The organism is Proteus sp. STS61-E (assembly GCF_040932335.1).
GTDB lineage: Bacteria > Pseudomonadota > Gammaproteobacteria > Enterobacterales > Enterobacteriaceae > Proteus > Proteus mirabilis_B.
This window is the reverse complement of record NZ_JBFQGE010000002.1, coordinates 370,737-391,613: the sequence shown is the minus strand read 5'-3', so window position 1 is coordinate 391,613 and position 20,877 is coordinate 370,737. Positions and strand designations below refer to the sequence as shown.

Genomic DNA, 20,877 nt, shown 5'->3' with positions numbered 1-20,877 from the left:
ATTAAGTTAACCACTGTTTCAATATATTGATAATAATGGGTGAAAAGCTTTCTAGTTTTCCATCATCATTAGGCTTTGCTAGCTCTACAATTAAATCATTAAGTAAATCGTCATCTTCTAACCCTTCACTAGGATTAATTCCATTAATAAAGAGGATTTGCTCAATAGCGTTTTTTCTTTTATTGATTAATAAGTTATTGGGATGAGTGCTAGAGCCTAAATTTAATATTTCAATTGCCTTTTCAGCACGGGAAGTTACACCGTTAACTCTACCACTAATTGAAAACTTTAATTCAGTCTCACATTCATCCATAAGTGGAGTGAGTGGAAGAGAGTGATGTTTATGAGAATCACCGCACTGTTTCTTAGCATTACAACTGGCGATAAGATTAGTAAAATCAAGCGTTCTTTTTTGTGCTAATTGTTGTGGTTCAATATGTTCATTGTGACAGTCATGAACTGATTTTATTTGCTGGCAACAATGACCACATAAATAGAACTGCTCTTCTAGCAACTCTTCTCTTATTTCTGTTCGAATTTCTGAGGTTAAATCAGCGTATTTTTTATGTTTATTTTGCCTTTTCCATTGAGTTAAACTTGCGGGTTCATAATCATTTCTTTTGCTGATCCTTCTCAAGCTGAACTTCCTTTTTCTTTAGTAATAATCGTGCTTTAACTAGCTCAATATTATTTGTTGAAACATCTTGTTCTAATTCAGCTAATAAATTTTTTGCTGTTGCAATATCGGCATTTTGAATCGCATCAAGAATATCGCCGATTTGGCTTTGCACTTTTTGATTGATAAAGTCAGTATCCATAATTTCTGACAGTACGCTATTGATATCTTGCCCATAAAGTGAAGAGACTTCTTCAACCTGACCTTTTTCAATGCTATAGACCAAAATATCTTTATGATCACTGATTAATAATGGTGAGTGTGTTGTTAATACAAATTGGCAATTTGGAAAAGTTTTATCCAATAAGGTGATTAATCGACGTTGCCATTGGGGATGTAAATGTACATCAGGTTCATCAATTAAGATAATACCTTTGCCTTCTAAAGGATTATTCAACGTTGGATTTAAAAGCGTTAAACGGCGCGCTATATCTCCAATCATTGCTAGCAACGACTTTTCACCATAAGAGAGTTGATCAATAGAGAAATGTATGCCGTCTTTTACCACTTTCATGGAAAGATCGGGTGTACGCTCAATATAGATATTTTCAATCGCAGAACTATCATCAGATAAGAAAATTTTAATGGCTTCACGTACAGCAGTTAGTGCTTTATCTTGCAGTTTTTTCTGCTCAGCCAACATACTTTGATAGATTTCACTGTTTACATCGGTGTGTTTTTCTAGCAACTTCATAATGCTAGTGTGAGGAGCCGTTTCATTCTCTACATCTTCCCGATAACGAAACCAAGCAAAGAAATCAGCATAATCTGTTTTAGCCTCTAAAGCCCCTTTATAGGCGGATAAAATGTCAAATTGATGGCTATTATTAGGCTGAATTGCACTATTGATTGTTGAGTCATAAGTATGGCGAGTTGCACCATAGTAGGCAGCAATAGGAAAATTTTTTTTAGATTTTGATATTGGCGTTATAGCGCCACGAAAAGGTATGGTAAAAGAGATTATATCTGAGTCTTCGCATTTATTATGATTCTTATCATCTTTAATAGCATTACGTATAGTTTTTAGTTCTAAAGATAAATCATCTGGATACATCGATATAAAAGATGTATTCATCATAATAGGTTCGAGGTTTCTTTTTTCAAAAGAAATAGAACAGTAATTTGCTGATAAATTTATTTTAGATTTGTTTGCAAAATTACCTTTAGCCTCTTTATCTTCCAACTTTGCTACAAACCAACTCAAACCTGTTGCGATCGCATCTAAAATACTGGTTTTACCTGAACCATTATTACCAATAAACACTGTAATATTAGAACCGTCCTCTCTACCATCCTTTGTGGCTAACGTGAATTCAGCATCAGTAAAAACACCATAATTTTCAAGTCGTAGTTTGCTGATTTGCATATTGCATGCCTATTGATTTTTTCTTTGGGATCAGTCTATTAGAGTTAGTTATCAAAGTACAGATTTTAAGCAATTTTCCTTTGAAAAAGATAATATGCAAAAGTACCAGTACCTGCGGCAATCACCAATAAAGGCCATAAACTGTGCCATATAACGGTGATATCAGCATTTTTAAGGTAAATCTGTTTTGTGATATCAGTGAAATGACGAATTGGGTTTATCCATGTGGCATGTTGTAGCCAAACGGGCATATTTTCTACCGGTGAAATATAACCTGATAATAAAACCGCTGGCATCATAAATACGAAGACACCAATAAAAGCCTGCTGTTGGGTCGAACTTAATGCCGATATTAATAAGCCAAAACCCACCAGCGATAAGCCATAAATAAGCATGGTAAAGTAAAATAGGACTAATGAACCTGAAAATGGAATTTGATAACCGAATATCCCAATAATTAATACGATGGTACCTTGAACAGCGGCAACAACCATTGCTGGAATCGCCTTGCCGACAAAAATTTGCCATGTTGATAGTGGCGAAACTAACAGTTGATCTAATGTGCCTTGTTCGCGCTCTCTAGCAACAGAAAGTGAAGTGACTATCATCACGCCAATGGTAATAATCAACGCCACTAAAGAAGGCACAATAAACCATTTGTAATTTAAATTCGGGTTATACCAATTACGAACAACAAGTTCTGTTTTATTCAGTAAAGAAGGTGTATTACCTACTAATTCAGTTTGATAGTTTTGTACGATTTGTTGCACATAATTAGCGGCAATTTGAGCACTATTAGAATTTCGACCATCTAGGATTATTTGCAATTTAACAGGAACCTGGCTTTCTAGATCAGCACTAAAATTCTGCGGAAAACGAACTAATAAAAGCGCTTTGCGGTTATCAATCGTCTCTTTTATTTCATGTTCATTTTTAAGTAAAAGAGTTTGAGAGAATGCACTCGCTTTGGCGATACGTTGGGTTAACTCAATAGATTGTTTACCATTATCCTCATCAAAAATGGCAATAGAAGCATTGGTAACATCTAACGTCGCGGCAAAAGGGAATAAGATCATCTGAAAGATAACCGGCATTATTAAAATAATACGCGTTTGAGGCTCTTGTAATAATGACTGTAACTCTTTCATTATCAGGGTGAGAAGGCGATAAAACATGAAGACTCTCCCTTTAATCTAATCGACGACGTGTTGCTAACGCCGTTAATCCAATAAAAAATATTGCCGATACAATTAATAGCCACATATCTAGCATCAATATCAACGGAATATCGCCAGCTAAAAATAGCGTTTGCAAACTACTCACAAAATAACGCGCAGGAATAAAATAGGTCACCACTTGAATAAAGATGGGCATACTATCAATTTCAAAAACAAAGCCTGATAACATAATTGCGGGTAAAAATGCGGCATTTAACGAAATCATCGCGGCATTAAATTGATTACGTGTTAGCGTGGAAATAAGTAATCCCATCCCTAAAGCAGTAGCTAAAAAGAGCGATGTGATCCCGCCTAAAATCCACAACGAACCTCGATAAGGCACGCCAAGCACAAACACGGTGACGACCATACATAACACCATGACAAAACTACCTAACACTTGGTAAGGAATAAGCTTTGAAAGTAAGAGTTCTGTGCGTGTTATTTGGGTGGAAAGTAGGGCTTCCATAGTGCCTCTTTCCCATTCGCGAGCAATCACTAACGAGGTAAGAATAGCGCCCACTACCGTAATAATAATAGTGACAGCACCCGGAATAATATAATGCTGGCTAATTGCTGCTGGGTTAAACCAATAGCGAGGCTCTATTTCAATTAATGGTGTAGTATCAATCCCTTTACTGATAGCTTGCTGTTGCAACCAAATTTGCCAAACTCCTTTGGTATAAGCTTGAACAAAGTTTGCAGTATTGGGCTCGCTGCCATCGGTGATCACTTGAATGGGGGCTTTAGTATCTTGCCGAGCGAGTAATTCGGCAAAATTAACAGGAATAACCACAATGCCTCGAATTTGTCCTGCCTGCATTTTATCAATGAGTAATTGTCGATTATCGCTAATAGTTGCATTGATATACGGTGAATTAGTGAAGGTATAAACCAGCTCTTGCGCAGGTTGGCTTTGTTGATTAGTTAAAATACCAATATTTAATTTGCTTGAGTCTAAATTAATGCCATAACCAAAGATAAACAGCAAAGTAAGTGGGATAACAATAGCAATTAAGGCACTACTGGGATCACGAGTAATCTGCTTTGTTTCTTTTAAGCATAGGGCATATAAACGTCGCCAAGAAAAGCGAGCATGAGATGATTGAGCTGAATTACGCATGTTTTTCGCTCCCTTTATCATTTTCACTTTCAAGTTTTTTATCGTAATCCAGCACTAAACCAATAAAGGCATCTTCCATTGAAGGGGTTGGATTATCGTTACTAGCAACCATTTTTTTGAGAGAATCAGGCTCGCCAGCCGCAATGATTTTTCCGCGATAAACCAAACCAATACGATCACAATATTCTGCTTCATCCATAAAGTGAGTGGTAACCATCACGGTCACTCCTTTATCAACCATGCCATTAATATGTAGCCAAAATTCTCGTCGGGTTAGTGGATCAACCCCTGATGTGGGTTCATCTAAAAAGAGAATATCAGGCTCGTGCATTAATGAGCACGCAAGGGCAAGGCGCTGTTTATAACCTAAAGGCAAGGTTTCAGTGATTTGGTTTACCATCGGCTCTAAGCCAAAGGCAGTTATCATATCGTTGATTTTATCTCGCTGTTGTTTGCCATGTAAGCCATAGACACCAGAGAAGAATTTCAAGTTTTGTCCCACTTTTAAATTGCCATAAAGTGAGAACTTTTGTGCCATATAACCTAAATGTTGACGTGCTTTACCTGAGCTCTCTTTTAAATCCATACCTAACACAAGTGCTTTGCCACTAGTGGGGACTAATAAACCACACATCATTTTGAAGGTTGTCGACTTGCCTGCACCATTAGGGCCCAGCAAACCGAAAATTTCACCACGCTTAACTTGGAAATCAACATGATCGGTTGCTGCAAATTGACCAAACATTTTGGTTAATTGTTGTGCTTCAATTACCGTTTCATTAGGTGCAGGAGGGATCTGCGGCATAATTTCAGCTAATTCAGATTTATGAGAAGGACCGCCTCCTAATAAATCTATAAAAGCATCTTCAAAGCGTGGTGTTGCGGGAATAAGCTTCGCATCAGGTTTACCCAAAGCGTTCAGTAATTCAGTTTGATTACTCTGTTTTTTCAAGATCAAACGAACGGATTGCCCTTGAATAACGCCATCAGTAACTTGAGGTTGAATAATTGCTTGTTGCAATACTTTTCTACGTTGATGACCTTCAACATTGAGCAAAAAAGAACGACCTTCCATTTTTGCTGTTAAATCTTGAGGAATACCACTGTAAAGCAGCTCTCCTTTGTTAAGTAAGAGAATGTTTTTACATTGTTCTGCTTCATCAAGATAAGAGGTGCTCCACAGTATCAACATACCATCGCTGGCTAAAGCATGTACCATTTGCCAAAGTTCACGGCGTGCAATGGGATCGACCCCTACGCCGGGCTCGTCAAGAAGCAGAACTTTAGGGTTACCTAATAAAGTACAAGCAAGACCCAGCTTTTGTTTCATCCCTCCGGAAAGGTTTCCTGCAAGGCGAGAGGTAAAGCGAGTGAGATCGGTAAAGGTGAGCAGTTGGTGATAAACTTTTTTGCGCTCATCTCCGATGACATTTTTTAAGTCAGCATAAAGATTGAGGTTTTCTAATACCGTTAAATCTTCATAAAGACCAAATTTTTGTGGCATATAGCCAAGAATAGCTCTGACATCAATACTCTGCTTTTGCGGGTCCATTCCTAAAATATGAATATCACCCGCATCAGGCTTTAATAAACCTGCAAGCATACGGATTAGGGTTGTTTTTCCTGCACCATCAGGGCCAACTAACCCCGTCACAGAGCCACCGGTAATGGTGGCTGTTAATGACGAAACTGCGGGGCTTTCCAGTCCTGCAAAGCATTTCTCAACACCTTGAAGCTCAATAGTGTAATTAGTGTGTTCCATTTTTCCCCCACACTTAATGAGAGGAGGCAAATTTTAAGGTGACAGGCATACCTTGGCGCAGAGCGTCATCAGCATCCGTTACAACTACTCTGAGACGATAAACTAAATCCGTTCTTAACTCCGGTGTTTCAACACTTTTTGGGGTAAATTCGGCTGTTGGTGAAACAAATCCAATCGTACCGTGATAAGGCTTATCTTTACGCCCATCGGTGTATAGATAAACTTCTCGATTAGGAACGGCTTCGCTTAAATGAGTTTCGCTGATATAAGCTCTGACCCAAACAGGGTTAGTTAATGACACCGTAAATACAGGGCTTCCAGCGGATAATATCGTCCCTGGCTCTACTGCTCGAGTTAATACAGTACCTTGTGATGGAGAGATTAATTGCGTGTCTTGGAGGTTTAATTCAGCTTGAGCAACAGCGGCTTTAGCTTGCATAACTTGTCCTCTCGCTGCATCAATGTCTTCTTTCCGATAACCATTTTGATACTGATTTAGCTTATCTTGCGCCGCTTTCAATGCCGCTGCCGCTTGATTGCGATTATTTCTTGCGCTATCTAACTCATTGGCTGAAATGACTTTTCGGTTAGCAAGATCTTGCTGGCGTTTATAAAAGCTATCTGCGTATTGCCAAGCGGCTTGCTTTAATGACACATCAGATTGCGCTTGCGCGATTTCCTCAGCGCGGTATCCCGCTTCCATTAAAGATAGCGAGGCAATGGCACTATCACGCTCACCATAAGCTTTATTTAGTGCATTGCGATAGGGCGCATCATCAAGCTTGCCTAATAATTGCCCTTTTTGGACAGGAGCACCTTCATCAACTTGTAATGTGTCTAATCTTCCAGCAACACGAAAACTAAGGTTGACTGTACGTATATCGACATTGCCATAGAGTACTAATTCAGACTCTTTGTTTTCTTCGTAATAATAGATACCTGCAACAATACCGATAATAATCATTAAGATAATAAAGAAACTGACTTTTTTAGTTTTCATAATAACTCTATTTATGCGTGATGAGTGTTAGTGTAAATCTCTCTTAATCCATTGAGTAATAAAGTAATATGAGTTTTTAAGGTGTTGGAGATAATCTGATACTCATTTTTACCAATTCTATCCCATCCAGTTTGTCTTAGGATAGTTTCCCTAACTAAACGAAATGATAACACTTCTCCCAATATAGCGTGAGTATGTAACATTGTTGTAGGTAGTGTGGCATCTAAGCCAATATAGATAGCTAATAGTTTGTTTACACGCGTTAAAAGAGGCGATAACGCTTGCTGGTGGATCAAGGAATATGCTTCGGTTGGAACAAGCTGTTCTCTTGCCATAATGCGGCTAAGATGAATATTGGCTTTATCAAGTACCAGTTGAGCATATTGTAAAAAGCTATCTGTGATCAGCGTTTGTAGCAATGGTAGATGCTCTGTGGGATTGGGCCGCTCAAGAAATTCGTCAAGAATGGCAACGGTAGGCTCAAAATCAAGGCGAATAAGATCAGCAATATGTTGTGCAACGGCGAGATATAACCCTTCTTTGGAACCAAAATAATAAGCGATAGCGGCAATATTTTGTTGAGCAGCTTGTGCAATTTGGCGTGTTGTGGCGGCATCTGGCCCATTTTTACCAAAGATCTCACATGCCGCTTCCAATAATTGTCGTTTTGCTAGTTCACCGCGCGTCGTCTTCTGTTGGGTGTCTGACATAATAGAAGATACCTTACTTAAGTAAAATGTAACAAAACCAATGATATTAAAAACAGCGATAACAAGGCGTATTATATTAGATGATATTGAACAATAGGGAAAATTTGTGATAAATAATCGAATAAAGGTGATGTGTAATAAAAAAAGTGCAATCTATTATTGAAAATTATTTTTGTATTCTGAATACAGCAAAAACTGTTAGAATAGGGGTTATTAGGTTAACCTAACAAGGTTCATTCTCTTTCATCACTGTCTATATCGAGAAATGATAGTACCTATAGAGTAATATTACCTATAGATTGACAGTATGAAAGCCCGTCATTTTAATTTCAATCACCGTGTTATACGTTCTGGTTGTAGGAGACTACTGTTTTGACCGATTTTACATCGCTTGGTTTAAGTGAGGCGCTTCTCCGCGCTATTGATGAACAAGGGTATAAAACCCCAACCCCTATTCAACAACAGGCGATTGAGCCGATTTTGGCGGGTAAAGACGTATTAGCGAGTGCACAAACGGGCACAGGTAAAACAGCAGCTTTTACATTACCAATATTGGAAAAGTTGTCTCAATCAGCAGAAAAAACAAAAGGTCGTCAACCGGTTAAAGCGCTGATTTTGACACCAACACGTGAGTTAGCAGCTCAAATTGCTGAAAACGTAAAAGCGTATAGCCGTTATATTCCAATTCGTTCGTTAGTCGTTTTTGGTGGAGTAAGCATTAATCCACAAATGATGAAATTACGCGGCGGTGTTGATGTACTGATTGCAACACCGGGACGTTTACTCGATCTTGAACACCAAAATGCGGTTGATCTTTCTCGCGTTGAAGTTTTAGTGCTTGATGAAGCTGATCGCATGTTAGATATGGGCTTTATCCACGATATTCGCCGTGTAATTAATAAATTACCGAAAAAACGTCAAAATTTACTATTTTCAGCGACATTCTCTAAAGAGATCACTGGTCTTGCCAATTCGCTATTAAATGATCCTGTGAGTATTTCTGTTGCACCAAGAAATTCAGCTGCTGAATCTGTTGATCAACATGTGCATTTAGTTGATAAAAAGCGTAAAACCGAGCTGTTATCACATTTAATTGGTTTAGAAAATTGGTCCCAAGTACTGATTTTCACTCGTACTAAACATGGTGCGAATAAACTTGCTGAACATTTAAATGCAGATGGTATTAAATCAGCTGCTATTCACGGCAATAAAAGCCAAGGTGCGAGAACTCGCGCATTAGCTGATTTTAAAGATGGCAAATTAAAAGCATTGGTTGCAACAGATATTGCTGCTCGTGGTCTTGATATCGACCAACTGCCATATGTCGTCAATTTTGAATTACCGCAGGTCGCAGAAGATTATGTTCACCGTATTGGTAGAACGGGTCGTGCTGCCGCAACGGGTAAGGCTATTTCACTTGTTTGTGTTGATGAACATGGTTTATTAGCTGATATTGAACGTTTATTAAAACGCGAGATCCCACGTTTAGCGTTAGAAGGTTACGATCCTGATCCTTCAATTAAAGCAGCACCTTTGCATAAAAAACCAAAGAATAATGCACCGCGTAGAAGTGGTGGTCGTGCAGATATTCGTGGTAAAGACAATCGCAACGACAGTCGTAAAGACGGCGATAGCGAAGGTAAAGAGTCTGGACGTAATAAAAGCAAAGAAAACTACCGTAATAAAGATGGTTCTCGTACCGGAAAATTAGGGCCTCGCCGTTCACGTAAAAGTGATGAAGGTAGTGATAATCAAAGCCCTTGGTCGAAAGCTAGAAAAGAGTTTTGAGGTTAAAAAGTGCGAGTTCTATTAGCGCCAATGGAGGGGGTTTTAGACCCCCTAGTGAGAGAATTACTCACCTCGATTAACGATTACGATCTCTGTATTACAGAGTTTGTACGAGTTGTAGATTCATTGCTGCCCACGAAAGCCTTTTACCGCTTATGTCCTGAATTGCAGACAGAAAGCCGTACTAAAAGTGGAACACTGGTGCGAGTGCAATTATTAGGACAACACCCACAATGGTTGGCTGAAAATGCTTTTAGAGCCGTATCTTTAGGCTCTTGGGGTGTTGATTTAAATTGTGGTTGCCCTTCAAAAACAGTCAATGGTAGTGGTGGTGGTGCTTCTCTTTTAAAACAGCCAGAAACGATTTATCAAGCAACAAAAGCAATGCGTGATGCCGTGCCTTTAGAGTTGCCTGTATCTGTTAAAGTGAGACTTGGCTGGGATTCTTCTGCGTATAGCCATGAGATTGCAGATGCTGTGGTACAAGGTGGTGCTACGGAAATCACCGTACATGGCAGAACAAAAGAAGATGGCTACAATGCTGAAAAAATTAATTGGCAGGCGATTGGAGATATTCGCCAAAGACTTTCAATACCAGTGATTGCTAATGGCGAAATTTGGGATCGTGAAGATGCATTAGCCTGCTTAGCCACAACAGGTTGTGATGCGATAATGATTGGTCGCGGTGCAATGAATACCCCTAATTTAAGCCGTGTTGTGAAAGGCATAGAAGCTAGAATGCCTTGGCAAGAGGTTATTGAATTATTAAAGCGTTATGTTCGATTAGAAAAGCGTGGAGATACGACGATTTATCATGCATCACGTATTAAGCAGTGGTTTAGCTATTTACGAAAAGAATATCCAGAGGCAGATGAGTTATTTAGGCAAATTAGAACATTAAAAACCTCGCCAGAAATTGCTGTGGCAATAGAAGCGTTATAGTTTAAAAATAATCTTATCCGATAAAAAATAGCGCTAATTAATCAGCGCTATTTTTGTTTATTAAGAAATAATCCATCTATTTATCCTAAATATTATGTAATTCATTCCTAATAATTGGAAAAAATCACTCTTTCGACTTACACTCAATAAGTGACATTTTTGGATATGTTGTTTATATCATGACTATTTTTAGGGGGAAATATGGGGATTATTGCTTGGATCATCTTTGGTCTGATCGCAGGTATTTTGGCGAAATTCTTAATGCCAGGCTCTTATGATATTGGTCTGATATGGACTTGTATTCTGGGTATTGTGGGTGCTGTTGTTGGTGGTGCGATTAGTAACTTTTTTGGCAAAGGTAAAGTTGATGGGTTTAACTTTGGTAGCTTTGTGGTTGCTATCATCGGTGCCATTGTCGTGCTCTATCTTGCAAAAATCTTCGCAAGTTAATACCTTCACACCCAATAGATATTGATAATAAACCCGCATTATGCGGGTTTACTTTTTTAAAGCATCAACAGATTAATTAGCATTCACAAGGAAGGGCACTTTCAGCACCCCATTGCGCCCAAGAGCCGTCATAGAGTGCAATAGATTGGCAACCCAATACAGTTAACGCTAAAAATAAAATTGCCGCAGTCATACCTGAGCCACAGGTAACAATAATAGACTGTGATAAATCAACACCTGCTTGTTCAAATATCTGCTTTAATTCAATTTTTTGTTTTAATTGCCCATTAATAACTAACTCATTCCACGGAACGTTTTTACTGCCGGGAATATGCCCACTGCGCAAGCCCGGGCGAGGCTCCGGCGCTCTACCATAAAAACGATCAGCAGAGCGAGCATCGATCATCTGTTTTTGCTTAGTCTCTAAATTATCAAGAAGTTGCTGTTTATTGGCATAACGTTGTGCGTGACGTTCAACCACAAAAGGAGACTGAGCAGGTACTTTTATTGCCTCACCTTGTTCTGTTGTAAATCCAGCATCAACCCATGCTTGTAAACCACCAGCAAGAATACGCACATTACGACAACCTAGTGTTGTTAATGTCCACCAACCTCTTGGTGCTGAAAATAAGTTACCTTGATCGTAAATAATTACGGTCGAAGTATTGGAGATCCCTAATTGCGTCAGTGTTTCTGAAAACAGTGCATCAGAAGGGAGCATATGTGGTAGTGGCGTGGTTTTATCTGCGACTTCATCAAGATCAAAAAAATGGGCATGTGGAATATGACGTTCAAGGTAAAGCGCTTGATAGTCAATCTGTTGAGTTGGCATTGGTGCGCTTACATCAAGGATCACAAGATCAGCATCATTTTGATGTTCAAATAACCATTGGGGAGTAACAAAGTAATCGTATTCCACGGTGCGACCTCATTTATTTAGCAGAAGGTGAGCTGTCTGGGATAGCCGGAAATTGCTGTGTAGGTGATGTTTCAGGTTGAGTCTGCTCTGTTTCTATTGGTGTCGTGGAGCGTGTATAGATATTTAAGCCCGCAAGGAAAACACCACCGATAGAACCAAAGGCAAGTAGCGCGATAATCACAATAATTATTTTTTTCATAATGTTCATTTGCAGATGAATGTTGCGCAAAAGTATATCGAGATATGAAGTTGAAACAAGTACTAAGTCGGTTTAATCAGCAAATGATAGTAGCTAAAACGTCTTATTTTTAGGCAAAAAAAGGAGTGGATAGATAAATAAACAGGCTATTTACTTTTTATAAATAGCCTGAGTAGAGTTAATGTTGACGTTAATTATTTCAATCAAAGGTTACAGTCAATGATAAGAAAAAATCCCTTAAACTCAGGAGTAAATGAGTTTAAGGGCAAGGGTAACGCAACTTAATTAGGAATATAAAAACCAGAATGTCATTGCTAAGTTCACAATAGCCGCGACAGCCATAGGAATGGCGGTACGTTTAACTATTTGGAAAGGTGAGACATTCGCAATACCTGCAATGGCGACAATGGCTGCGGTAATGGGTGAAACAGTACGGCCAAAGCTGGTCATAATTTGCATTGGTAAAATCAAAGTAATGACATCGACTTTTAAGAAAGCGGCAATTTTGGGTGTTAAGGCGGCAAATGAGAAGAATGCTGCATTACCTGAACCCATTAAAAATGCCGCTAATGCAAGAATGGCACTCATTACAATGATCATCGCTGCAATACCAAAACCTGCGTCTTGAGCGGAGCTAATTAGCGTATCGACGGCACCACTTTTAAGTAAACCATTGGCAAAGAACTCACCAGATACAATTAACGATACCACTAAGACAAATTGCTTACCCATTCCTTCAAAGAACAACATAAAGCTATTCATTACGGCTTTTGCATCGCGTAAGCGAACATATTCAAAAAGAAGTGCAATCACGGTACTAATAATCATTGCTGTGGTGACTTCTAATTTAATATACGGGTGTAGCAAAGGGCTGAAGCCAATAATCAGAATTAAAGGGATCACCGGTAATAAGGCATAAGACAGTGGAATTTTATTGCCTTCTTCTTTTACGGCATCGATGGTTGTTGGGTCAAAAACAAATCCTTCACGTTTATCCCACCAGCGTTGAATAAAGAAATGAGTGATCGCAACAGCAATAATAATAGGAATAGTGATCGGTAGCTGGTGCTGAACAAAATAGACTGCCGGTTCAATATCTGCTGTTTTTGCCGCCATAATCACGTTACCAGAGCCGGGACCATGGTCGATAAATTGGCAGCATCCAATGACGGCTAAAGCAGAAAGTGGACTAATACCAGAACGAATTAATATCGGATACATGGTGACCATTAACAGCATACCTAAACCTGCATGGCTAGGAATAAAGATAACCAAGATTTGAGTAACTAGAAATGAAATCACTAATAATAAGTAAGGCGATTTTATCGCTTTTAATGGTCTTTCAAAAATAGCGAATAAAGCACGGCTTGCGCCAACGTGTTCCATATAACGAGAGAAACCCGCAATTGCCATTAATGTTAAACCAAGACCCGCTAGGCGAGAACTCATAATATCCGTAAAGATTTGGAAAATATCAAAATATTTAAATTGAGTAGATTTATTTTCTGGCAATAACGGATTAAGGTCGAGAGATGCTGTTAAGAGCAATAGCAATAATCCGCCGAGTAATAATACTGGCTGAGGTTTATAACCTCGCGCCAGTAAATAAACCACCAACGCTGTTACCAGCGCGGCAATGATTAAACCTGTCATAGTGAATTCCCCGGTAATGATGCAATATTTTTTGTTATTGGTTTAATGCTGAAAAAGCTTGTGTAATATCTGCAATAAGATCATCCGTTGCTTCAAGACCAACATGTAAACGGACAAAAGGACCATGACCTTCACGCCAATCAGATGCTGTTCTCGCACCGACAACATTGGCAGGTAAAGCGAGGCTTTCAAATCCACCCCAAGAAGCACCGATACCAAAAAGTTCAAGCGCATCAATAAATTGCTCTGATTGTTTAGTGGTGTATTCTTGTTTAAATTCAATGGTTAATAGACCGTTACTGCCTTTGCAGTCACGTTTCCATAAATCATGACGAGGGTGATTAGGTAATTCAGGGAACCAGACTTTTTCAACTTCAGGGCGAGTCTCTAACCACTGTGCAATGGCGAGTGCTGATTTACCATGTGCTGCGATGCGTTGACCTAAGGTTCTCATACCACGAAGAACTAATGCTGCATCATCTGGGCTACTGGCTTGACCTAATGCTTCAGGTAAAGCACCAATTTTTTTCCATGCTTTTTCATTCGCAACCATAATGCCCATCATCACATCAGAGTGACCGCATAAATATTTAGTTGCCGCGATAACAGAGACATCTGCGCCTAATTCCAGCGGGTTATAAAGCCATGCAGAGCCCCAAGTATTATCAACACCAACAGGTATATCTCTCTCATGAGCAATACGGCAAATTTCAGGTAAATCGAGCATTTCATACAGTAATGAACCCGGTGATTCGACAAAAATAAGCTGTGTATTTTCTTGAATTTTTTGTTCAAAATCAGAACCATCGGTTTTAAAGAAACTATAAGCGATATTATTAGGTTCAAGAAAAGCCGATGCAATTTTACGAACAGGCTCATAAACAGAATCAGCAAATAAAACATGTCCACCACTGCGGGCATATCCCATAATAGTGACCGCAATAGCCGCTAATCCGGTAGGGAATAACTGCGCACGATGACCGCCTTCTAATTCGGTTACTAAAGCTTCAAGGGCAAATGCGGTTTCTGTACCACGTGCGCCGTAGCTTAAAACACGCTCTGTTGCACGACGATCACGAACATCACGCCAGCTTTTAATAGAATCAAAAACGATGGTGCTGGCTCTCATTACGGGTGGATTAATGGGACCTGACGTTTTGATTTCTTGGCGTCCACTGTGTATCAGTTTTGTTTGTTTATTTTGTTTCATTATTAATATCTCCAAATATAGAAATAGAGTTCCCCGGTAATTAAATAAAAGGATTAATTACTGTTTGCGCTTATTTTGTTTCTATTATTTATAACAAACTTATTTATTTTTAAAATAGCTATTTTCTAAAAATGATGATCTTCCTCTAACTTTTTAGCATTAATTATTCTAATTAAATCTTAAATGTTATTTAAGATTCAAAAGTTATAACTAATAAATAAAGAGTTATTTATAACGTATTGAATTAATGTTATTTTTTAATTGATTAGAAATATTTGAAATTAGATTAAAATTATCAAAGTGTTTTTTTTGAGATTATATTGCATAAATAAAATAACAATCTAACAAGTCGTTTGATTAAGAAAACGATTTTTTTATTATTTTTTTAACAGGGGAAATAATTATGGGAACCAGCGTTTTTGATTCGGTTTTATTAAAGAATTTATGGTCAACAGAAGAAATGAGAACTATTTTTTCTGATAAAACCAGAATGCAAAATTGGCTTGATTATGAAGCGGCATTAGCGATTGAACAAGCCGAATTAGGTTTGATCCCAAAAGAGGCTGCAAAAGTGATTGCAGATACTGCGAAACTTGAAAAGCTCGATATGGATTATGTATTAGAACAAGTGCGTCTTACTCGCCATCCATTAGTGCCAACAATTCGTGGCTTAGAGCATGCTTGCCCAGAACACTATGGGGAATATGTTCACTTTGGTCCAACAACACAAGATGTTATTGATACAGGCCTCGTACTGCAACTAAAAGATGCCCATCATACTTTTTTACGTGATATCAAAGTATTAGGTCGTGCATTGCTTTCATTAAGTGAACAACATCGCAACACACCAATGGTTGGACGTACATTAGCCTTACAAGCTCTGCCAATTACATTTGGTCATAAAACCGCAATTTGGCTAACTGAGTTAGCGCGTCATTATCAACGTCTTAAAGAGATTGAACCTCGCTTATTTGTGGGTAGTGTTGTTGGTGCTGTGGGGACAAAAGCCTCTTTAAGTGATAAAGCTGATGAATTAGAAGCTCGAGTATTAAAACGCTTAGGCTTAGGTGTACCTGAAATTTCATGGCAACCTGCGCGTGATAGATTCAGTGAGTATGGCATGCTAATGGGCTTAATTAGTGGAACTTTAGGTAAAATTGCCAATGAAATCCTACTGTTAGCGCATAACGAAATTGATGAGCTATCTGAGCCTTTCAGCAAAGGACAAGTAGGCTCTTCGACCATGCCACATAAGCGTAACCCTGCCATTGTTGAAAATGCGGCCTGTGTGAGTAATACACTAAAAGCGAATCTTTCTGTTTTAACAGATATGATGAAACACCAACATGAGCGCGATGGTGCAATCTGGAAAATGGAATGGAAGATCATGCCAGAAATGTGCCTGATGTTGTCTGTTATCTTCGACAATATGAAAACAGTAATAGGCGGGCTAAATGTGCATGTTGAGAAAATGCGCAAAAATATGGATATTCTTGGTGGCTTTATGCTGGCAGAGCGTGTGATGTTTGCATTATCTGATAAAGCAGGTAAACAAACCGCGCATGAAATTGTGTATGAAGCATCAATGTCTGGACAAGAAGAAGGTATAACCTTCGTTGAAGCGATTAACCGTGATACCCGTATTCGTGATCACATTACTCAAGAAGAGCTTGATGCACTTTTAGATCCAACGACATATGTCGGTAATGCACCTGCCCAAGTTGATCGTGTTGTCGCACAAACCAAAGCCTCTGGCTGGTTAAATGACTAAGTGACTTAATTACATCCAACCTTCTTATTATCTAAAAGCCGGTGATATTACTGGCTTTTTCTTATCTATTTCGAGGTGTTTATGACATTGAGTCAGCAGTTAGCCCAATTTATTACGACAACCACTTTCTCTGATTTACCTGCTCAAGTTGTTAGCCGAGCCAAAATTCATTTATTAGATACATTAGGTGTCGCACTTGCTGGAAGTGTGCAACAAAGTGCTATTCAAAGCCGTCAAGGTGTGGCTTTTTTACCTGATAGCCAAGGCAACATTCCGATTTGGGGAAGTTCGCTAACAGTAAGTACTACGGTGGCTGCACTTACAAATGGTATTGCATCACATGCCTTAGATTTTGATGATACACACACTGATTCGATTGCACATGGTAGCGCGGTATTAACGCCGATTGCTTTTGCATTGGGGGAGTCAATTGGTGCGTCATCAAAAGATATTCTAACGGCGTGGGTGATTGGCTGGGAAGTTGCTGCTAGAGTCGGCTTAGCAAGCCATAGTGGATTTCATCAGCGAGGTTTTCACGCTACAGCAATTGCAGGAATTTTTGGCGCTACGGCTTGTGCCGCTTCACTATTAAAGTTAACGCCAGAACAAACTGTGAATGCAATTGGCCTAACAGGAAGCCAAGCAGGAGGCGTAGCAGAATATCTTACTAACAGTTCATCTTCTAAATGCTTTCATGCGGGATGGGCTGCACAATCAGGTATCATCGCAGCATCATTAGCAAAAGGCGGAATGACAGGCCCTGAAACAATATTTGAAGGTCGTTATAGCCTTTATCAAACACATGGTATTAAAGAGCAAGCACAACCAGAACAAGTGGCATTAGGATTAGGTGATGTATGGGAATTTTTAAATGTTTCCATTAAGCCTTATCCGGTGTGCCATTTTGCTCATGCGACTGTGGATTGTGGGCGTAATTTGCTGAAAAAAGGGATCACGGCTGATGATATCGATAGTGTTGAGTGCGTTGTTGATCCAGTCGCGGCAGCCTTGATTTGTGAGCCTCCTGAAACAAAATGGGCACCTCAAACAGCCTATGGCGCTAAATTTAGTTTGCCATGGTTATTTGCTGCAGGTTTTTTAGATAACGCTTTAACGCTCTCTTCATTATTACCTGAAAACCTACAACGGGAAGATATCCAATCATTAGCAAAGCGTGTAAGTTATCGTTATCCCGAAAAAGGGGAGATCCCATTTCCTACCTATTTCCCCGGATTAATTTTCGTGACATTAAAAAATGGCGAGAAGATCACAGAGAGATTAGATATTCAATATGGTAATCCGAAAAATCCAATGACAGATAAAGATGTGATCAGTAAGTTTTACGATAATGCATCTTTGGCGATAGAAGCAGAACAAGTAGCACAATTAGTTGAAAAAATACTGCATTTCGACAATGCCACTATTTCAGAAATAACACAATTATTACGTATTAAAGAAATAGAAGGTTAGGCAGAAATAAAATAGACAAGATGATTATGTAAAAGCTTGATGTGAAAGGGCAGTGTAAAAGATGAGTGTAAAGGATTGGTTTTAGCTACCAATCCTTTACTTATTGTCTCGCACACATAAATTCAGATGTACAAACTATCTTCTCACCAATTCTCACCGTACCTGAAAAGCTAACAATGGTACGTCGCTGTCGGCGAAATCGGATCTCAATATGTAGCTGATCGCCCGCTTTTACCACATCATAAAAACGCGCGTTTTTTATACTGGCAAAATAACATTGCTGATCTTCACCCATTGGTGAAAGGTAGTAATGTGCAAGAACACCAGAAGCTTGAGCCATGCTTTCAAGTAGTAATAAAGGTGGATAGAACTCACCAAAAACAACCGTATCATTGGTTGTGATATTTTTAATCGCTATTAATTTGCCACTGGCAAGTTCATCTGGCTCAGAAATAACGCGATCAATTAATAAGAATGGATAACGATGAGGCAATATTTCCATTATTTCACTGACGGAAATGGGCATATATTTTCTCCTCGTTATGGTGATAGGGCAAACTTGTTTTACAACAACGGTGGTTATTATTTCATTCTTATTCAAGATCGTACAGCATTGACCTGTATTTTAGATGAGAAAATTGAGTTAAACAGATAACAAAGACCAGAATAGGAAAAATCTAGCCTTTGTTATTTCTAAATAAGAATCGTTTATTAATCAAGGCGAGCAATAATTTGGCGTAGATCGTTCATTGCTGCTTCATTTAGAGGCTCTTGCGGTAAAATAGGAGAGCCCACTTCGAAGCCTTGAATATTTAGGGATGCTTTAATACATGATGCGAGCGAGTATTTTGTAAATGCTTCATTGATTTGCCACATCTCTTTTTGTTTTGCTAAAGCTGTATCAAAATCGCCTTTTGTTGCTAGCTCATACAGTTCAACACATTGCTTTGGCAACACACATGCAGGACCTGCCATCCAACCTACACCACCAAGTTTTAGCACTAACAATGGAATATGAGCTGAAGCACTAAAGATTTTAACGCGCTCACCAAACGTATTGATCATGGTGAGTAGGCGACCTGTATTGCTTGAGGCATCTTTAATATATTCAATATTCGGGATATAGCTAAGTTCATTGAATAAAGAGATAGGAAGAACATCGCCCAAAAGCCCCGGATTGGTATAAATTGTCATGGATTTTTCAGGAAACGCTTCGGCGATAGTTTGGAAATAACCAGCTTGTGCGGTTTCGCTTAACGGGTACATTTTTTGTGAAATTAAGACCATGCCATCGACGCCTAATTGAGCATATTGTTCAGCTTGATGGCAGGCATCTGCGGTTGAAAACCCTGCAACACCCGCAATAACGGGAACCCGACCTGCGGTTTGATCAACGGTAATACGCACAATTTCATTGCGTTGCGCTTGAGAGAGATAAGCGTATTCACCTGTGCTACCTAATGGACTTAAACCATGAACTCCACACGAAATTAAATGTTCGACTAATCGACGTAATGAAGCTTCAAGGATAGTACCTTTAGTTTGATCAACAGGGGAAACAAGGTAAGGAAAAATGCCATGAAATTGGGTCATAATCGGTGTCCTGTTTTATGGTTTTAATCTTTTATTACTTTGGTTATCTACACGATTTAAGGGTTTTAAAATCTCTACTCTTGTTGAAGTGTTATGTCGGCATGATTAATCACTTCATTTTGTTCATTTTTTAATGAATCAAACAGTATTTGGGCTGCTTTTCCAGGGCTGTTGGCATTGAGATATAGGTTATAACTAATAGCAGGTAAAGCCGGTAAGCCTTCTTTTTCGCCTAAAATACGCAAATCATCACCTGAAAGCTCAATTGAACGCGCCATAATGCCTAAGCCTGCTCGTACTGCGGCTCTAGCGCCTGAAAGTGTTGTAGCAACATAAGCGATTCGCCAACGAATACCTTGTTGATCAAGGTGATTTATCATCATATCGCGGTATGTGCTGGGTTCATCTAATACAACTAATGGTAAGGGTTCATCAAGATCAAATCTGAAGTGTTTTCCGCAATACCATAAAGAGGGAGAAACACGTAATACAATTTTGGGATAACCCACATGTTCTTCAGTGGAAATGGCTAAATCAAGCTCGTTATTCTCTAACATAGACATTAAAAACGGACTACGTTTAACAATAATTTCCATGATAAGGCGAGGATAGGCTCCAGAAAAACGCGCGAGAAGATCAGGTAAAATCGTGTTTGCCGTATCATCTGGAGAGCCAATTTTTAAGATCCCATCAATTTCTTCATGCATCAATGAAAGACAGGCTTCATCATTCAGACGCAAAATACGGCGAGCATAATTAAGCAGTTGTGTACCCGCTTCTGTCAGTGTTTTGTTTCGCCCTTGGCGAGCAAACAGCTCTTTGCCTATCAACGATTCAAGTCGTTGCATTTGCTGGCTTACGGCAGATTGTGTACGACAAACAGATTCAGCTGCCGCTGCAAAGGTATTTCCATCGACAACAGCAACAAAGGTTCGGAGCAAATCAAGTTCTAAGTTAAAAATAGGGCGTTTTGCGGAGGTCATTATAGATATCTCTTAACTGGTGTTGTGTTTAATAAAACCAATAAA

The 20,877-nt window shown here is 39.0% G+C and carries 19 protein-coding genes; 5 read left to right on the top strand and 14 right to left on the bottom strand.

Annotation, left to right across the window (positions count from 1 at the left end):
* Position 1: 1 nt before the first annotated feature.
* The 7 genes from AB4J89_RS07600 to cecR form a co-directional block, all read right to left on the bottom strand.
* Positions 2–637 carry a retron system putative HNH endonuclease gene (locus AB4J89_RS07600; protein ID WP_368468789.1) on the bottom strand — a complete coding sequence of 212 codons (636 nt, stop codon included), beginning with the start codon at positions 635–637 and terminating at the stop codon, positions 2–4.
* A complete protein-coding gene (locus AB4J89_RS07595; RefSeq protein WP_368468787.1) occupies positions 612–2,042 on the bottom strand; it encodes an AAA family ATPase in 1,431 nt (476 codons plus the stop codon). The genes AB4J89_RS07600 and AB4J89_RS07595 overlap by 26 nt, the downstream gene beginning before the upstream one ends.
* A 65-nt stretch (positions 2,043–2,107) precedes the next feature.
* Positions 2,108–3,217 (bottom strand): ABC transporter permease, encoded by a 1,110-nt coding sequence (locus AB4J89_RS07590; RefSeq protein WP_368468785.1) that lies wholly within the window; start codon positions 3,215–3,217, stop codon positions 2,108–2,110.
* A 13-nt stretch (positions 3,218–3,230) separates the two neighbouring features.
* Positions 3,231–4,382 carry an ABC transporter permease gene (locus tag AB4J89_RS07585; protein WP_088493373.1) on the bottom strand — a complete coding sequence of 384 codons (1,152 nt, stop codon included), beginning with the start codon at positions 4,380–4,382 and terminating at the stop codon, positions 3,231–3,233.
* Positions 4,375–6,144 (bottom strand): ATP-binding cassette domain-containing protein, encoded by a 1,770-nt coding sequence (locus AB4J89_RS07580; protein WP_368468782.1) that lies wholly within the window; start codon positions 6,142–6,144, stop codon positions 4,375–4,377. The genes AB4J89_RS07585 and AB4J89_RS07580 overlap by 8 nt, the downstream gene beginning before the upstream one ends.
* A gap of 13 nt (positions 6,145–6,157) precedes the next feature.
* The gene (gene hlyD, locus AB4J89_RS07575; protein WP_088493371.1) at positions 6,158–7,144 is read right to left on the bottom strand and encodes a secretion protein HlyD; all 987 of its coding nucleotides are present in this window, start codon (positions 7,142–7,144) and stop codon (positions 6,158–6,160) included.
* Between the two features lie 11 nt (positions 7,145–7,155).
* Complete coding sequence (gene cecR, locus AB4J89_RS07570; RefSeq protein WP_088493370.1) at positions 7,156–7,854, bottom strand: transcriptional regulator CecR; 699 nt, start codon at positions 7,852–7,854, stop codon at positions 7,156–7,158.
* A gap of 372 nt (positions 7,855–8,226) precedes the next feature.
* Between cecR and rhlE the strand changes: the two genes are divergently transcribed.
* The 3 genes from rhlE to AB4J89_RS07555 all read left to right on the top strand — a co-directional run bounded on the left by rhlE (position 8,227) and on the right by AB4J89_RS07555 (position 11,034).
* Positions 8,227–9,642, top strand: coding sequence for an ATP-dependent RNA helicase RhlE (rhlE, locus tag AB4J89_RS07565; protein ID WP_368468780.1), 1,416 nt, complete (start codon positions 8,227–8,229; stop codon positions 9,640–9,642).
* A 9-nt stretch (positions 9,643–9,651) separates the two neighbouring features.
* A complete protein-coding gene (gene dusC / locus AB4J89_RS07560; protein WP_088493368.1) occupies positions 9,652–10,584 on the top strand; it encodes a tRNA dihydrouridine(16) synthase DusC in 933 nt (310 codons plus the stop codon).
* Between the two features lie 201 nt (positions 10,585–10,785).
* The gene (locus AB4J89_RS07555; protein WP_088493367.1) at positions 10,786–11,034 is read left to right on the top strand and encodes a GlsB/YeaQ/YmgE family stress response membrane protein; all 249 of its coding nucleotides are present in this window, start codon (positions 10,786–10,788) and stop codon (positions 11,032–11,034) included.
* Positions 11,035–11,110: 76 nt separating this feature from the next.
* Here the strand turns inward: AB4J89_RS07555 and sseA are convergent, their stop codons facing one another.
* The 4 genes from sseA to metC all read right to left on the bottom strand — a co-directional run bounded on the left by sseA (position 11,111) and on the right by metC (position 15,015).
* Positions 11,111–11,953, bottom strand: a complete 843-nt coding sequence (gene sseA, locus AB4J89_RS07550; RefSeq protein ID WP_088493366.1) for a 3-mercaptopyruvate sulfurtransferase — start codon at positions 11,951–11,953, stop codon at positions 11,111–11,113.
* A gap of 13 nt (positions 11,954–11,966) precedes the next feature.
* Positions 11,967–12,155, bottom strand: coding sequence for a hypothetical protein (locus AB4J89_RS07545; RefSeq protein WP_174704117.1), 189 nt, complete (start codon positions 12,153–12,155; stop codon positions 11,967–11,969).
* A gap of 282 nt (positions 12,156–12,437) precedes the next feature.
* On the bottom strand, positions 12,438–13,805 hold the full coding sequence (gene dcuC / locus AB4J89_RS07540; protein ID WP_098943813.1) for a C4-dicarboxylate transporter DcuC: 1,368 nt from the start codon (positions 13,803–13,805) through the stop codon (positions 12,438–12,440).
* Between the two features lie 34 nt (positions 13,806–13,839).
* Positions 13,840–15,015, bottom strand: a complete 1,176-nt coding sequence (gene metC, locus AB4J89_RS07535) for a cystathionine beta-lyase (protein ID WP_088493364.1) — start codon at positions 15,013–15,015, stop codon at positions 13,840–13,842.
* Between the two features lie 403 nt (positions 15,016–15,418).
* Here metC and purB point away from each other — a divergent pair, with 403 nt between their 5' ends.
* Positions 15,419–16,786 (top strand): adenylosuccinate lyase, encoded by a 1,368-nt coding sequence (gene purB, locus AB4J89_RS07530; RefSeq protein ID WP_088493363.1) that lies wholly within the window; start codon positions 15,419–15,421, stop codon positions 16,784–16,786.
* An 81-nt stretch (positions 16,787–16,867) separates the two neighbouring features.
* Complete coding sequence (locus tag AB4J89_RS07525; RefSeq protein ID WP_368468776.1) at positions 16,868–18,256, top strand: MmgE/PrpD family protein; 1,389 nt, start codon at positions 16,868–16,870, stop codon at positions 18,254–18,256.
* Between the two features lie 100 nt (positions 18,257–18,356).
* Here AB4J89_RS07525 and fabZ read toward each other — a convergent pair whose 3' ends face one another.
* The 3 genes from fabZ to AB4J89_RS07510 all read right to left on the bottom strand — a co-directional run bounded on the left by fabZ (position 18,357) and on the right by AB4J89_RS07510 (position 20,832).
* Positions 18,357–18,782: a 3-hydroxyacyl-ACP dehydratase FabZ gene (gene fabZ, locus AB4J89_RS07520; protein ID WP_368468774.1), complete on the bottom strand. Its 426-nt coding sequence runs from the start codon at positions 18,780–18,782 to the stop codon at positions 18,357–18,359.
* A 185-nt stretch (positions 18,783–18,967) separates the two neighbouring features.
* Positions 18,968–19,849: a dihydrodipicolinate synthase family protein gene (locus AB4J89_RS07515; protein ID WP_088493360.1), complete on the bottom strand. Its 882-nt coding sequence runs from the start codon at positions 19,847–19,849 to the stop codon at positions 18,968–18,970.
* A 74-nt stretch (positions 19,850–19,923) separates the two neighbouring features.
* Entirely contained in the window at positions 19,924–20,832 is a 909-nt protein-coding gene (locus AB4J89_RS07510; RefSeq protein ID WP_088493359.1) for a LysR family transcriptional regulator, read from the bottom strand.
* Positions 20,833–20,877: the final 45 nt, after the last annotated feature.

What these genes read in the sequence shown, in the direction of transcription:
- cecR (WP_088493370.1), bottom strand. Translation starts at nt 7,854, where the DNA reads ATGTCAGACACCCAACAGAAGACGACGCGCGGTGAACTAGCAAAACGA.
- AB4J89_RS07515 (WP_088493360.1), bottom strand. Translation starts at nt 19,849, where the DNA reads ATGACCCAATTTCATGGCATTTTTCCTTACCTTGTTTCCCCTGTTGAT.
- dcuC (WP_098943813.1), bottom strand. Translation starts at nt 13,805, where the DNA reads ATGACAGGTTTAATCATTGCCGCGCTGGTAACAGCGTTGGTGGTTTAT.
- AB4J89_RS07595 (WP_368468787.1), bottom strand. Translation starts at nt 2,042, where the DNA reads ATGCAAATCAGCAAACTACGACTTGAAAATTATGGTGTTTTTACTGAT.
- AB4J89_RS07510 (WP_088493359.1), bottom strand. Translation starts at nt 20,832, where the DNA reads ATGACCTCCGCAAAACGCCCTATTTTTAACTTAGAACTTGATTTGCTC.
- AB4J89_RS07525 (WP_368468776.1), top strand. Translation starts at nt 16,868, where the DNA reads ATGACATTGAGTCAGCAGTTAGCCCAATTTATTACGACAACCACTTTC.
- metC (WP_088493364.1), bottom strand. Translation starts at nt 15,015, where the DNA reads ATGAAACAAAATAAACAAACAAAACTGATACACAGTGGACGCCAAGAA.
- purB (WP_088493363.1), top strand. Translation starts at nt 15,419, where the DNA reads ATGGGAACCAGCGTTTTTGATTCGGTTTTATTAAAGAATTTATGGTCA.
- hlyD (WP_088493371.1), bottom strand. Translation starts at nt 7,144, where the DNA reads ATGAAAACTAAAAAAGTCAGTTTCTTTATTATCTTAATGATTATTATC.
- AB4J89_RS07585 (WP_088493373.1), bottom strand. Translation starts at nt 4,382, where the DNA reads ATGCGTAATTCAGCTCAATCATCTCATGCTCGCTTTTCTTGGCGACGT.
- AB4J89_RS07555 (WP_088493367.1), top strand. Translation starts at nt 10,786, where the DNA reads ATGGGGATTATTGCTTGGATCATCTTTGGTCTGATCGCAGGTATTTTG.
- fabZ (WP_368468774.1), bottom strand. Translation starts at nt 18,782, where the DNA reads ATGCCCATTTCCGTCAGTGAAATAATGGAAATATTGCCTCATCGTTAT.
- AB4J89_RS07580 (WP_368468782.1), bottom strand. Translation starts at nt 6,144, where the DNA reads ATGGAACACACTAATTACACTATTGAGCTTCAAGGTGTTGAGAAATGC.
- AB4J89_RS07590 (WP_368468785.1), bottom strand. Translation starts at nt 3,217, where the DNA reads ATGTTTTATCGCCTTCTCACCCTGATAATGAAAGAGTTACAGTCATTA.